General features: G+C 55.9%; 13 protein-coding genes and 1 pseudogene. 7 read left to right on the top strand and 7 right to left on the bottom strand.

Annotated features, from left to right (window positions below):
• Positions 1 to 467 precede the first annotated feature (467 nt).
• From ACJBF3_RS02860 to ACJBF3_RS02885, 6 genes are all read right to left on the bottom strand, one after another.
• Positions 468 to 950 carry a DUF2778 domain-containing protein gene (locus ACJBF3_RS02860; RefSeq protein WP_072049987.1) on the bottom strand — a complete coding sequence of 161 codons (483 nt, stop codon included), beginning with the start codon at positions 948 to 950 and terminating at the stop codon, positions 468 to 470.
• On the bottom strand, positions 947 to 1,432 hold the full coding sequence (locus ACJBF3_RS02865; protein ID WP_045326436.1) for an Hcp family type VI secretion system effector: 486 nt from the start codon (positions 1,430 to 1,432) through the stop codon (positions 947 to 949). Before ACJBF3_RS02865 ends, ACJBF3_RS02860 begins: the two co-directional genes overlap by 4 nt.
• Before the next feature lie 303 nt (positions 1,433 to 1,735).
• Positions 1,736 to 3,433, bottom strand: coding sequence for an NAD-dependent malic enzyme (locus ACJBF3_RS02870; RefSeq protein ID WP_045326435.1), 1,698 nt, complete (start codon positions 3,431 to 3,433; stop codon positions 1,736 to 1,738).
• Positions 3,434 to 3,609: 176 nt separating this feature from the next.
• The gene (gene sra, locus ACJBF3_RS02875) at positions 3,610 to 3,747 is read right to left on the bottom strand and encodes a stationary-phase-induced ribosome-associated protein (protein WP_008501714.1); all 138 of its coding nucleotides are present in this window, start codon (positions 3,745 to 3,747) and stop codon (positions 3,610 to 3,612) included.
• A 95-nt stretch (positions 3,748 to 3,842) separates the two neighbouring features.
• A complete protein-coding gene (bdm, locus tag ACJBF3_RS02880) occupies positions 3,843 to 4,058 on the bottom strand; it encodes a biofilm-dependent modulation protein (protein WP_045326433.1) in 216 nt (71 codons plus the stop codon).
• 233 nt (positions 4,059 to 4,291) lie between these two features.
• Positions 4,292 to 5,143 carry a Vmh family MBL fold metallo-hydrolase gene (locus ACJBF3_RS02885; protein ID WP_045326431.1) on the bottom strand — a complete coding sequence of 284 codons (852 nt, stop codon included), beginning with the start codon at positions 5,141 to 5,143 and terminating at the stop codon, positions 4,292 to 4,294.
• 110 nt (positions 5,144 to 5,253) lie between these two features.
• Here ACJBF3_RS02885 and ACJBF3_RS02890 point away from each other — a divergent pair, with 110 nt between their 5' ends.
• Positions 5,254 to 6,135, top strand: coding sequence for a LysR family transcriptional regulator (locus tag ACJBF3_RS02890; protein ID WP_063923947.1), 882 nt, complete (start codon positions 5,254 to 5,256; stop codon positions 6,133 to 6,135).
• A gap of 75 nt (positions 6,136 to 6,210) precedes the next feature.
• Entirely contained in the window at positions 6,211 to 6,639 is a 429-nt protein-coding gene (locus tag ACJBF3_RS02895; RefSeq protein ID WP_045326427.1) for an OsmC family protein, read from the top strand.
• A 31-nt stretch (positions 6,640 to 6,670) separates the two neighbouring features.
• Here the strand turns inward: ACJBF3_RS02895 and ACJBF3_RS02900 are convergent, their stop codons facing one another.
• A complete protein-coding gene (locus ACJBF3_RS02900; protein ID WP_045326425.1) occupies positions 6,671 to 7,576 on the bottom strand; it encodes a LysR family transcriptional regulator in 906 nt (301 codons plus the stop codon).
• Positions 7,577 to 7,691: 115 nt separating this feature from the next.
• Here ACJBF3_RS02900 and ACJBF3_RS02905 point away from each other — a divergent pair, with 115 nt between their 5' ends.
• From ACJBF3_RS02905 to ACJBF3_RS02925, 5 genes and pseudogenes are all read left to right on the top strand, one after another.
• Positions 7,692 to 8,441 carry an SDR family NAD(P)-dependent oxidoreductase gene (locus tag ACJBF3_RS02905; RefSeq protein WP_045326422.1) on the top strand — a complete coding sequence of 250 codons (750 nt, stop codon included), beginning with the start codon at positions 7,692 to 7,694 and terminating at the stop codon, positions 8,439 to 8,441.
• Positions 8,442 to 8,569: 128 nt separating this feature from the next.
• On the top strand, positions 8,570 to 10,051 hold the full coding sequence (locus tag ACJBF3_RS02910) for a carboxylesterase (RefSeq protein ID WP_045326421.1): 1,482 nt from the start codon (positions 8,570 to 8,572) through the stop codon (positions 10,049 to 10,051).
• A 93-nt stretch (positions 10,052 to 10,144) separates the two neighbouring features.
• Positions 10,145 to 11,356, top strand: coding sequence for a diguanylate phosphodiesterase (locus tag ACJBF3_RS02915; RefSeq protein WP_045326420.1), 1,212 nt, complete (start codon positions 10,145 to 10,147; stop codon positions 11,354 to 11,356).
• Positions 11,357 to 11,444: 88 nt separating this feature from the next.
• Positions 11,445 to 12,334 (top strand): annotated as a pseudogene (locus ACJBF3_RS02920) (aminoimidazole riboside kinase).
• 173 nt (positions 12,335 to 12,507) lie between these two features.
• A complete protein-coding gene (locus tag ACJBF3_RS02925) occupies positions 12,508 to 14,025 on the top strand; it encodes a carbohydrate porin (RefSeq protein ID WP_045326416.1) in 1,518 nt (505 codons plus the stop codon).
• Positions 14,026 to 14,031: the final 6 nt, after the last annotated feature.

Genomic DNA, 14,031 nt, shown 5'->3' on the forward strand with positions numbered 1-14,031 from the left:
TAACTCAGTAAGCCCGAGAGAAGGGATTTCAGGGGTTGGTGTCTTCGCTCAAGCAGAAGTTATCGCAGCACGATACCGATAACGCTTGAGCTGGTGCGATCACCAAATGTATGTGAAACATTGAAAATTTCACGATACAGCATAATTGGCCTCCTTATATGTTATGAGTTTGTAAGTAACTATCACTATACAGCTTTTTTTCGAATAAACCTAGCAGAAGGGCAGCATCGCCGCCCTGGATTATCTTTTACGTATAAGCAAAGAGAAGGCTAGCGTGAGAACTGACGCCATCAATGCCGCTATGCCCAAAAAAAGGTACAAAACAAAATCCATGATCAATTCATCGCCATATATTTCAAAATGCTCCGCAAAAGAGTACTGCGCTTCCGGTGGAATAACTTTATATAATGTGAGTAATGACAGAAACATTGTGGCACACCACAAAAGTGTCAGAAATACCACCTTCATTAATAAACCTGCACAACGCCATGAGCAATCGTATAATTCCCCAATTGCTGTCCTCCTGTTCGCAGTAAAGCTGATGCCAGAATTTTAAAATCGCTCTGACTATAAAGCGTGATGCATCCTTTGCTTAAGCCAGATGGCCCGATAGGGTGCAATCTGAATTCTCCTCGTCTTACCCCATTTACAAAAGTCTCATCATTAATCAATCCGTCATCGCGATACAAAGCAAACCACTCGCTCCGATTTGAACCCGTGAAAAAAGCATTAACGCTGTCCTTTGTTTGAGTATACCAACCGCCTAATCCGCGTAAAAGTATGTAATATCGGCCAGGAGGAAGAGGACCTATGTCGGGTAAAGACGCGCTTTCGGGACGATTTGTTGCGTTGCCATTTCCCGAAAATGCAGGGAAAAAACCCACGCCGGGCACAGCCAGTGTGGCGTACTTACCACCGTTGAGGTGGAAATAGCATTGCAGGAGATTCATGAACGATCATTCCATGAGTCGGCAAAGATAATGTTACCGTCGCAATGTCGCCATGTGATCTTCTCATAACGAAGAGAGATATTCTCAAGATGGTTATGTTTTTCCATTGCTGGGTTTTTTACATCATGCATCACCGGACATATTGAGACAACTTTAACGTTCTCCAGATACATGTTGAAGTATTCGACTTCCTGACCTGCGTCATTGATCTTATACCATTTAAACTCGGCACTTTTAAGCGTTTGACCTTTTGCGACTGCCTTGTATAAATAAGGACTCGCGCTGTCGAACTCCTTTTCAAATACCAGCGCACTATGCACGCGTGTACCCGTTATTTTTCCTGTCATGTTATCTGTCGGTAGATGAAGTCCATGACCGAATCCTAAAACCTCGATACTTCCTTCACGATATTGTACATCAACAGCGCCTTTGATATCCGCGCCGCCGTCATCTTTCAGCCAAAGATATGCCGGGATTGCCATTTCAACACTCCTTTTTCAAATAATGAAATTAGTGATACAAAACGTTACTAAACCCGTAAGTGAATCAGAAGGTTAGGCAAAAAATGCCATACAAAATTTTTATATTTCGAAGGGTTATGAATGATTTTTGACCATTGATTTTTTCAATAATCTATAATGCTGTATAAATACAGATGAATTATCAGATGGCCCTACACAGTCAAAAGTGTCAGGGAAATACTGAGAGGCAGCAAAGAGAAATAGGGAGGAAGGGCTTCACGTTCCCGTTCCCTTTTGAGGAAAGGGAACGGTTGGCGCGCAGAATTAAATCGAAGTACGGCGATAGCTGCGGTATTCAGGCTTCCAGAAGTTGTCGTCGATGGCTTGCTGCAGCGCGTCGGCAGAGGTTTTCACCGCCACGCCCTGCTGTTGCGCCATTTTACCCACCGCAAACGCGATAGCGCGCGACACCTTATGAATATCCTTCAGCTCAGGCAGAACCAGACCTTCGCCATCGTTGACCAGCGGCGAGTGGCCCGCCAGGGTTTCGCTCGCCGACATCAGCATTTCATCGGTAATGCGGGACGCGCCGGAGGCGATCACCCCCAGACCAATGCCCGGGAAGATATAGGAGTTGTTGCACTGGGCAATCGGATAGGTTTTATCCTTCCACACCACCGGGTCGAACGGGCTGCCGGTGGCAACCAGCGCGTTGCCTTCGGTCCAGGCGATGATGTCCTGCGGCGTCGCCTCCACGCGGGAGGTCGGGTTAGACAGCGGCATTACGATAGGGCGCTCGCAGTGCTTGTGCATCTCGCGAATGATCTCTTCGGTGAAGAGACCGGTTTGCCCGGACACGCCGATCAGAATATCCGGCTTGACGTTACGCACCACGTCCAGCAGGGAGAGGACTTCGTTGTCGGTATCCCAGTTTTTCAGGTTTTCGCGTTTCTGCACCAGCTTATTCTGGAACGGCAGCAGGTTCGGCATGCCGTCGGTCAGCAGGCCAAAACGGTCCACCATGAAGACGCGGGAGCGGGCCAGCTCTTCGCTTAAGCCTTCACGCTGCGTCTGGGCGATAATCTGCTCGGCGATTCCGCAGCCCGCGGAGCCCGCGCCCAGGAAAACGATTTTCTGGTAGCTCAGCTGGCTGCCTGCCGCGCGGCTGGCAGCGATAAGCGTACCTACCGTCACGGCTGCGGTACCCTGAATATCGTCGTTAAAGGAGCAGATCTCATCGCGATAGCGGTTCAGCAGCGGCATCGCGTTTTTCTGCGCAAAGTCTTCAAACTGCAACAGCACGTCTGGCCAGCGGTGCTTCACGGCCTGGATGAAATCGTCGACAAACTGATAATACTCGTCGTCGGTAATGCGCGGATGACGCCAGCCCATATAGAGCGGATCGTTGAGCAACTGCTGGTTGTTGGTCCCGACGTCCAGCACCACCGGCAGGGTATAGGCCGGGCTGATGCCGCCGCAGGCGGTATAGAGAGAGAGTTTACCGATGGGGATCCCCATCCCGCCAATGCCCTGATCGCCGAGGCCGAGAATACGTTCGCCGTCGGTGACCACAATCACTTTGATGTTGTGGTTAGGCACGTTCTGCAGAATATCGTCCATGTTATGACGGTTCTGATAGGAGATGAACACCCCGCGTGAACGACGGTAGATCTCTGAGAAGCGCTCGCAGGCGGCACCCACCGTCGGGGTGTAGATCACCGGCATCATCTCTTCCAGATGGTTCTGCACCAGGCGGTAGAAGAGGGTTTCATTGGTGTCCTGAATGTTACGCAGGTAGATGTGTTTGTCGATTTCCGTTTTGAAACCCTGGTACTGGATCCACGCGCGTTCTGCCTGTTCTTCAATGGTCTCAACCACTTCCGGCAGCAGGCCAAGCAGGTTAAAGCTGCTGCGCTCTTCCATGCTGAAGGCGCTGCCTTTGTTGAGCAGGGGAAATTCGAGTAAAACCGGTCCGGCGTATGGGATGTATAAGGAACGATGTTTTTTCAGTTTGTTGTCCATGTCACTCACTCTTTTTATGAAGATCCGTCCCTGGCACTGCTGTTTGTCATCTTTCTGGCCTGTGCGATGGGGTGCGGTCCGGCGGTATTATAAAGGAGCTAAATATTAATTACCGCAACACATAAACAAAAACACCACCGGGGTTACCGATGGTGTTCTGGATCTCAGTCTGGAACTTACTTGCCCGCGTGGCGTTTTCTGCCGGTGGCGTGAGTGACCTGCGTTTCATGGTCGCCTTCAATCACCACTTTGCGCTGATTTGAAAGCTTGTAGTTCAGTCCCAGAATATGGCGTGCCTGACGGTTCGATTTCATATTAACTCCTCAATCCTGTTGATAGTTTTAAGGACCAGTTTGCTTACGCAAACGAAATGTAACCCCTTAGGTTGCAGATCCAGCTTAGCAGGTTTTTACAAGGGTGCGTTTTGCCCGCTGACGACGTAGTTAATGGTCTGCTGGTAGATGTCACTGAGGATGGCATTGTCTGTGGATTCCACCCACCTGGTCAGCTCCATCAAAATATCATCTTCAGTCACAGCACCGTGCTCGGCGTGAAGACCCTGCGCAATCGCGTTAACGAGTTCAGGTTGTGCTGCTGTGGTATTAGCCGGGTAATAAGTAAACATGCTGCCTCCGTGTCGTTGTCTGTTTAATGGTACGGCTCGCAAAAAAATGAATTCATAAACAGAATGGCAAATATTTTCCCGGTTGTGGCTCAGATTCATCTTAGAAATAAAAATGACATAAGTGCAAGCTTTTATGCGCTTTTAAACGGTGTGGTTATATTGACGGGTAACGGCGGGGGATATTCCGGCAGGGCTCCTGCTATCGCGGAAATATAGCAGGAGCAGATTTTAAATTACCACTTCATTTCGCCGGTATTCACCTTAGCGCTTAATTCCAGCGAGCTCTCGTCCGCCAGGCCCGGGTACTGTTTTTTCAGGGCGCTGATAACGCCTGCGGAATCTTTATGCGCGGCCAGGGCGCTGTCGAAGCGCTGCAGATAGTCGCGAGTAAATTCAATCGCGCCCGTTCCGGCAGGCGGCGTGCCGAGATAGTGGCCCGGGATCACGCGCTCCGGTTTGCGTGCCTCCATACTCACCAGCGTTTCCTGCCACTGCTTACGGCTTTCTGCCGTCTGGGTGTCAGCCGTCCAGACGTGGATCCCCCAGGCTACCCCCGTACCGCCGAGGATCGTTTTTGCTGACGGGATCCACACATAGGCCGCGTAGCCGTCAGGCTGCTCGATATCGATCTTTTCCCCGTCTACCATAAACGTGGTGGATGCGAGGACCTGCGGGACAATCAGCTCCGTCGGCGCGCCGTCCTTCATCTGCGGGCCCCAGAAGGCGAGCTTGGCGTCTTTGGTGGCCTTAATATGGTCCACCACGTGCTGCGTGGCCACCACTTTGGCATTCGGGAACGCTTTCACCAGCGGCTGCAGGCCAAAATAGAAATCCGGATCGCCGGAGGTGATCACAATCTTATTCAGGGTTTTGCCGCTGCGGCGAATTTTCTCTACCAGCGCTTCGCCATCCTTCACGCTGAACTGCGCGTCAAACAGCACCGCCTCTTTCGGGCCGGAAACCAGGGTGGAGGAGACCGGGAAAATGCCTTTCTCCTGCGGGTTGTAGGTATCAATGGTCAACGGCGCGGCAAAAACAGCCGGAGTCAAAAGGGTGGAAAGCAGGGCAAGGTGAGTGAGTTTCATGCTGTTGTCTCTGTTGTTCAGGAATGTTTCTATTGTACGGATAATTGCATTTGCCAGAATTCCTGAAACAAGACATGCTTAGTTTCATAAATCGAGCAGATGGAGTTTTTATGGATCGCGTTATTGCCGCGCAGGTCTACAACCGGATATGCGAGCTGGGCAGTCTGAGCGCGGCGGCCCGCGCGCTGGGCATCTCACGACCGATGGTCAGCCGCTACCTGGAACAAATGGAGAAGTGGGCAGGCACGCGCCTCGTGAACCGCTCCACGCGCAAGCTGACGCTGACCGCGGCAGGGGAAAAGGTGCTGCTAAAAACGCGGAGGCTCTCGCAGATCTCGCAGGAAATTGAAGGCCAGTCGGAGAAAGATCTGCCCTCCGGCACCCTGCGGGTAGCCTGCGCGCACTTTACCGCCATGCACCTGATTGCGCCGGTGCTGCCCGGCCTGCTCGCGCGCTACCCGCAGCTGCGCATTGAGCTGGACGTCAACAACCACCCGGTCAGCCTGGTGGGAGAGCGCATTGACGTCGCCGTGCGCATTACCGATAACCCGGAGCCGGGCATGATTGCTCGTCGCCTGGGAGCGTGTCGCTCGGTACTCTGCGCCTCGCCGGACTACCTGGCACAGCACGGAACGCCCGTCAGCCCTGAAGAATTAGCCCAGCACAACTGCCTGCACTACAGCTTTTTTGCCGGTCAGTCCTGGCATTTCCTGACACCGGACGGCGAAAGCCTGAGCGTGGCCGTCAGCGGCAACCTGAGCGCCAGCATCTCGTCGCTGCTCATGGAGGCGGCGATTAAGCACTGCGGTATCGCCATGCTGCCGGAGCGTGAAGCGCGAGCCGCGCTGGAGCAGGGATTACTCGTGCCTGTGCTGGGCGCGCTGGAGCCGAAGCCGCTGGCAATTCACGGCATTTATCAGTCCCGGGAATACCAGCCTGCCGCGCTGCGCGTGTTCCTCGACGCGCTGGCGCATCATCTGCCCGGAGACTAAGACTCGTCTGTCTTCGCCGCAGAATCTGAACAGCCTTCTATACTTAACCCTTTGTAAGCCAAAAGGAGAGCAAGAATGACTATTCATAAGCACGGTTCGGCACACTGGTCTGGCGACATTAAGCGCGGCAAAGGAACGGTATCCACCGAGAGCGGCGTTCTCAATCAGCAGCCTTATGGTTTTAATACCCGCTTTGAGGGTGAAAAGGGGACCAACCCTGAGGAGCTGATTGGCGCGGCACACGCCGCCTGCTTCTCAATGGCGCTGTCGCTGATGCTCGGGGAAGCGGGCTACACCGCCGATTCGATTGATACGACGGCGGACGTCTCCCTGGACAAAACCGACGGCGGCTTTGCCATTACGAAGGTCGCTCTGAACAGCAAGGTGACCGTTCCCGGCATCGCCCCGCAGCAGTTCGACGGCATTATTCAGAAAGCCAAAGCGGGCTGTCCGGTGTCGCAGCTGCTGAAAGCTGAGATCACCCTGGACTATAAGCTTAACTAACTTCCTGCCGGGTTCGCGCCCGGCTTTCCCTTCAGCGCGTCAGCGCGGCGGGAAAGACTTCCGCCAGCCAGGCAATAAACACCTTCAGACGGTGCGTCAAATGCCGGTTCTGGGGGTAAACCACATGAAACGGATAGGCAGCAGGGCACCAGTCGCCCAGGATTGCCGTCAGCGTGCCCGCCTGCAAATACGGCTTTGCCGAATACTCAAACGTCTGCACGATCCCCAACCCTGCCACGGCTGCGGCCAGATGGGCATTACTTTCGTTGATGCCGAGATAATGCGGAATATTGATTTCCAGAACCTCGCCGTTCTGCCGGAAGCGAAACGGAAACGGCCGCCCGGTGACGGGAGAGAGATAGCTAATCAGCTTGTGGCCGTTGCGTAGCTCCTGGGGATAGGCCGGGACGCCGTGGTTTTTCAGGTAACCCGGCGTCGCGCAGGTGACCATTTCAGCGTTACCGAGATGGCGAGCGATAAGGGAGGAGTCGTCCAGCGGGCCGCCGCGGATCACGCAGTCCACGTTACCGCTGATTAAGTCCACGGGCCGGTCGGCCACGCCAAGATCGATGCGGATATCCGGGTAGCGCTGCATAAAATACGGCAGCAGGGGGATGAGCACGTCGCGGGCGGTAGAGCCGCCCACGTCAACGCGCAGGTGCCCCTTTGGCGTTGCGCGGGAGACGCGAAACGACGTGTCGATATCTTCGATATCAATCAGCACCCTGAGCGCTTTTTCATAGTATTCCATCCCTTCCGGCGTCGCGACCACCCGACGAGTCGTGCGGTGCAGGAGGCGGATCTCCAGATGCCTTTCGAGCGATTTCACCAGCTTGCTCAGCGTGGCGATGGGCATATTGAGCGAGTCCGCCGCGCGGGTAAAGCTGCCGGATTCCACCACTCGCGTAAAGGCGCGCATCGCCATCAGCTGGTCCATTATGCTCTCCCGATTATTTCCCTGCGTGAATAGTCATTTTCATTTTTGCCAGTTTTTCAGTAATGCCGCAAGGGCTAAAGTTTGTTCAACGCAAACCCAACTGAAGGTAAATGACATGAACACGACTCTCTCAGGAAAAATTGCACTGGTCACCGGCGGCAGCACCGGTATTGGTCTTGCCACGGCGCAGGAGCTGGCGGCTCAGGGCGCGAAGGTTTACATCACCGGACGTCGCCAGGCCGAGCTGGACGCGGCGGTGGCTGCAATTGCTTCAACGGCAGTGGGCATTCGCGCTGACGTCTCTAAGCTTGCCGATCTGGATGAGATCTATGCCCGCATAGCACAGGACGAAGGCCGTCTGGATATCCTGTTCGCCAATGCGGGTGGTGGCGATATGCTGCCGCTGGGCGCCATCACCGAAGAGCAGTTTGACCGGATTTTTGCTACCAACGTTCGCGGGGTGCTGTTCACGGTGCAGAAGGCGCTGCCGCTGCTGTCCGCCGGATCGTCGATTATTCTGACCGGCTCGACGGTGTCCATTAAGGGGACGGCAAACTTTAGCGTCTACAGCGCCAGCAAGGCCGCCGTGCGCAACTTTGCCCGCTCCTGGGCGCTGGATTTGCAGGGCCGCGGGATCCGCGTCAACGTGGTCAGCCCGGGCCCGATCAAAACCCCCGGTCTCGGCGACCTGGTGCCGGAAGAACACCGTCAGGGGCTGTACGACGCGCTGGCCGCGCAGGTCCCACTCGGACGTTTAGGCGCGCCGGGAGAAGTGGGGAAAGCGGTGGCGTTTCTGGCCTCCGACGCGGCCAGCTTTATTAACGCCACCGAGCTGTTTGTCGACGGCGGGATGGCGCAAATCTGACCCAGGCCGCGCCAGCAGCGAACGTGACCGCCCCCGCGAGAGGGCGGTCGCGACGCTATTCGCCGGGCGTCATCGTGTTCACATTTTTGATAAGATAGACGTACGGTGAATAGGAGAGGAAACGCGGCATGGCGAATTGGCCCTGGCGAGTCAGCGAGCGTCCGATCGCGCTTGCAAAGAAAACAGGGATGGTGGTGGGGATCGTCCTGTTCGTCCTGCTGGCGGTGCGGGTGTACCTCTCGCAGCAGGGGCCCGAGCTGCATCTGTGGCATACCTGGCGGGCGGACGAGATGTCCGTACGCGAGATGGATAATGCCGATTTTGCCGGGTATATCGCTCGGGAAGACGCCATTTTCGCCGATCTCGATCGCGCGGTGACGGCGAAAGCAGAGGGCGAGGAGCGCACGCCGTTAAACCGCTATTATCGCCAGAGCCTGGTGTGGCCCGGTCAGTTTACCCCCGACGCCAACCGCTCCTTTGTGCTGATGCCTGCCGGGAAGCCGCGCGGCGCGGTGGTATTGCTGCACGGGCTGACGGATTCCCCCTACAGCGTCAGGCATCTTGCTCAGAATTATCAAGCCCGCGGATTTATCTCCGTGGTTCCACGTCTTCCCGGGCACGGCACCGCGCCCGGCGCGCTAACGGACGTTGACTGGGAGATGTGGCTGGCGGCGACGCGCCTTGCCGTGCGGGAAGCCACGCGTCTGGCGGGAGAAAAGGTGCCCCTGCATCTGGTGGGCTACTCCAACGGCGGGGCGCTGGCGATGAAATATGCCCTCGACGCGCTCGACGCCCCTGCGCTGCGCAAGCCGCAGCAGGTGATACTGCTGTCTCCCATGATCGGCGTAACAGCCTTTGCGCGTTTTGCCGGTTTCGCCGGGCTACCGGCGCTGCTCCCGCCGTTTGCCAAAGCGGCGTGGCTGAATATTTCTCCTGAATATAATCCTTATAAATACAACTCGTTCCCGGTGAACGCCGCCCGCCAGTCGTGGCTGTTGACGAAGGCCCTGCAGGAGCAGATTGGCCGGGAAGCGCGGGAGAACAGGCTGGCCAGCTTGCCGCCTGTTCTGGCCTTCCAGTCGGTAATGGACTCCACCGTCAGCACCCGCGCGGTGGTAACCGGCCTGTTTGACCCGCTTCCGGCAAACGGCAGCGAGCTGGTGGTGTTTGACATCAACCAGGCGGCGAGCTTCCGTCCGCTGTTTAAACCGTCCTCCTGGACGGCCACTACGTCACTGCTGCCGGCCGCAGAGAGACGTTACAGTGTCACGATTGTCACCAATGCCAGCGAGCACAGTTTCTCTACGGTGGCGAAAATTACCCCGGCAGGCAGCACGCAGGAGACGATTTTACCGCTCGCGCAGTCCTGGCCGCAGGATGTCTATTCCCTGTCGCACATTGCGGTGCCGTTCCCGCCGGATGACGATCTCTATGGCCGCGAGCCTGAGGTGAAAAACCGCTATGGCATTAGCCTGGGAACGATCGCGCTGTGGGGCGAAACGTCCGTATTGAGCGTCGGAAAAGAGGCGCTGATGCGCGTTAGCTCAAACCCGTTCTATGATTACATGCAGGAGAGGATCAACAGCCGGATCGGTGACGAGAAAACATAATCTTCATCAGTCGTGTGAATAAGTTAGGTCACAATGATTAAGTATGTTAAATAGTAGCTTTAAGGCACCTTTTACTCATCGGAACTCCTTTTTGTGCTGACCACGCTGATTTACCGAAGCCAGTTGAATTTATCCCAGCCGTCCACTGAACTGCGGGAGCTGGTGGAGCGCGCCCGGATCCGCAATGCCAATCTGAATATCACCGGGGTTCTGCTCGCAAAAGGCAGTGACGTGCTGCAAATTCTCGAGGGGTCGGAAGAGAGCGTGCTTAAGCTGTTCCATAAAATCCGCGATGACAGGCGGCATAGCGGGGTGGTTGAACTGATGCGGGACTACGGCCCGCGCAGGCGTTTCGAAAACGTCGGCATGCTGCTGTTCGATTTGCAAACCCAGTCACCAAAAGCGGTTCTACAGTCTGTTCTGAATTACAGCAAGCTTGAAAGCTATCTGACATCCGATGACCGGGTGTTCAAATTTATCCAGACGTTTATTACCGGCAAACGTCCGCTTTTGGCAGAAGGCCGTAACGATCCGACAAAGTGGACGCTCGACCCCGAAACGCTGCCTTTTGGCGAGCCGCTGGGTCTGATTGCCGGGCAAGCCTGTCAGTTTGCGCTCCAGCCGATTGTCGAACCTTCAGAAGGCAAGATCAGCTCTCTTGAAGCCCTTATCCGCGGCAATGACGGCGGCAGCCCGGAGCAATTCTTTCGCGCTCTTGACCCGGACACCCTCTACCAGGTCGATCTCCAGACGAAAGCGTATGCCTTTGCGCTGGCCGAAAAGCTGGGCATTGGCAGCCATAAAATAGCGGTTAACCTGTTGCCGATGTCGCTGGTGAATGTTCCTGGCGCAGTGGAATTTCTGGTCGATCAAATTAAAAACCACGGGCTCCAGCCGGAGCAGGTGGTGCTTGAAATCACTGAAAACGAGATGATATCCGGGCTTAACCAGTTCAACAGCGCCATTAAACAGCTTCGCGGTGAGGGAGTTGGTATGGCGATCGATGATTTTGGTTCCGGCTATGCCGGCCTCTCTCTGCTGACGCGCTTCCAGCCGGATAAAATTAAGATAGACCGGGAGATAATCAGCAATATTCACCTGAGTGGCCCTAAACAGGCGATTGTGCGCTCCATTATAAGCTGTTGCTCCGATCTCGAAATCACCCTGGTGGCTGAAGGTATCGAGAAAATAGAGGAGTGGTGCTGGCTTGAGTCTGCCGGAATTCGCCGCTTCCAGGGCTTTCTGTTTGCCCGCCCGCAGCTTAATGGCGTCGGCGATATCCACTGGCCGCATCTGGCGCGTTAACCCATTTTCCACCCGCGTTATTTCCCCTTCGGCTTACCTGTGCTTAAATAGCTAAAACGGTTTAATATTGTTTAGCTTTGAGGATCATATGAAAAAAATCTGGGTACTAGGCGATGCGGTAGTGGATCTGCTGCCCGATGGAGAAGGAAGATTACTGAAATGTCCGGGCGGCGCACCGGCAAACGTCGCGGTCGGCATTGCCAGGCTGGGCGGCCAGAGCGCCTTTATCGGCAGGGTTGGCGACGATCCTTTCGGGCGCTTTATGGCCGCCACCTTAGCTGACGAACGGGTTGACGTGAAGTCTTTGCGCCTTGACCCGGCGCACCGCACCTCAACGGTGGTGGTGGATCTCGACGACCAGGGTGAACGCTCGTTTACCTTTATGGTGCGCCCGAGCGCCGATCTGTTTCTGGAACCTGCCGATCTGCCGACGTTCAGCCAGGGTGAATGGCTGCACGTCTGCTCCATCGCCCTAAGCGCCGAGCCCAGCCGCTCTGCGGCCTTTCAGGCGATGGCCGCCATCAGGGAGGCGGGCGGTTACGTCAGCTTCGACCCGAATATTCGCCCGGATCTCTGGCCGGATGAGAACGCGCTTCGTCTCTGTCTCGAACAGGCGCTGCAAAGCGCTGACGTCGTCAAACTCTCGGTGGAAGAACTGGCGTTCTTAACCGGCGACGATCGGGTGAAGGCGGGTCTGGAGGCATTGATGCAACGCTGCCCGGCGCCCTGGTGCTGGTCACCCAGGGTAAAGAGGGCGTTATTGCCTGGCATAACGGCGCCGTGACGCACTATCCGGCAACTCCCGTGCAGTGTGTCGATACCACCGGCGCGGGCGATGCCTTCGTGGCCGGTCTGCTCTACGGCCTGGCCGTCGGGCAGGACCTGACGTCGGTCATCGCCTTAGCCCAGCGCTGCGGGGCGTTAGCTACCACCGCCAAAGGCGCAATGACCGCCTTGCCCTGGCAGCACGAACTGTAATTCCCTCACCTACAGGCCGTCATTCGATGGCCTGAATTGTCGCCCCGATCACACTTACTAAAACGGTTTAGCAAAAAAGATTGCCGATCCAAAATTGGGCGGTTTAGTATCAGCAACCTAAACCGGTTTAGCAATTTAGCACATTTAATGACTTCTTTAAGGGATGCGACAAAATGTATAAAAAACGCAGACTTGCCGTGATGATAGGCATGCTGGCCGGAAGTACCTCTGTTTTTGCCCAAACGGATATGACGAGTATCGAAGCGCGTCTTGCCGCGATGGAGCAGCGTCTTCAGGCGGCGGAAACGCGTGCCCAGGTGGCAGAGAAACGCGCCACCGAGGCAGAACAAAAAACGCAGCAGCTGGTTGCCGCGCAGCAGCAGGCGCAAACCACGACCCAGGAGGTGGCGCAGCGCACCACCGCGCTGGAGAAAAAGGCGGATCAAAGCGGCGGGTTTGAGTTTCACGGCTACGCCCGCTCTGGCCTGCTGATGAACGACGCGGCCTCCAGCAGCAAAAGCGGTCCTTACCTGACCCCGGCCGGGGAAACCGGCGGTGCGGTGGGGCGTCTGGGCAACGAAGCAGATACCTACGTTGAGCTCAACCTTGAGCACAAGCAGACGCTGGATAACGGAGCGACCACGCGCTTCAAGGCGATGCTGGCCGACGGTCAGCGAACCTATAACGACTGGTCAGCCGATACCAGCGATCTCAATATTCGCCAGGCCTTCGCGGAGCTGGGGAACCTGCCAGACTTTACCGGCGCGCTGAAGGGCAGCACCTTCTGGGCGGGGAAACGCTTCGACCGGGACAACTTTGACATCCACTGGCTGGATTCCGACGTGGTGTTCCTGGCCGGTACCGGCGGCGGCGTTTATGACGTGAAATGGAATGATTCGCTACGCAGCAACTTCTCTATTTATGGCCGCAACTTCGGCAGCGTGGAGCAGACCGACAATAACGTTCAGAACTATATCCTCACCATGAACCACTTTACCGGACCGTTCCAGCTGATGGTGAGCGGCCTGCGGGCGAAGGATAATGACGACCGTAAAGACGCCAACGGCGATCTCATCAAAACGGATGCCGCCAATACCGGCGTTCATGCCCTGGTTGGGTTGCATAATGATAGCTTCTACGGCCTGCGCGAAGGGACCGCCAAAACGGCGCTGCTGTACGGTCACGGGCTGGGTGCGGAGGTGAAAAGCATCGGCTCCGACGGCGCGCTGCTGTCGGAGGCGGATACCTGGCGCTTCGCAAGTTACGGTGTCACGCCGATCGGCGGTGGCTGGAGCGTTGCGCCAGCCGTACTGGCACAGAGCAGTAAAGATCGCTACGTCAAGGGCGATAGCTATGAGTGGGTAACGCTCAACACTCGCCTGATTAAAGAGGTGACGCAGAACTTCGCGCTGGCGTTTGAGGGAAGCTATCAGTACATGGATTTAAATCCGGAAGGTTATAAGGACCGCAACGCCGTGAACGGCAGTTTCTACAAGCTGACCTTTGCGCCAACGTTAAAAGCGAGCAAAATCGGCGATTTCTTCAGCCGTCCGGAGCTGCGCCTGTTTGCCACCTGGATGGACTGGAGCAGCAAACTGGATCATTACGCCAGCGATGATGCCTTTGGCAGCAGCGGCTTCAACGCCGGCGGGGAATGGAACTTTGGGGTCCAGATGGAAACCTGGTTTTAACCCATC

The organism is Enterobacter sp. PP-008-ECC_S150 (assembly GCF_045257065.1).
In the GTDB taxonomy this organism is placed as follows: Bacteria; Pseudomonadota; Gammaproteobacteria; order Enterobacterales; family Enterobacteriaceae; genus Enterobacter; species Enterobacter chengduensis.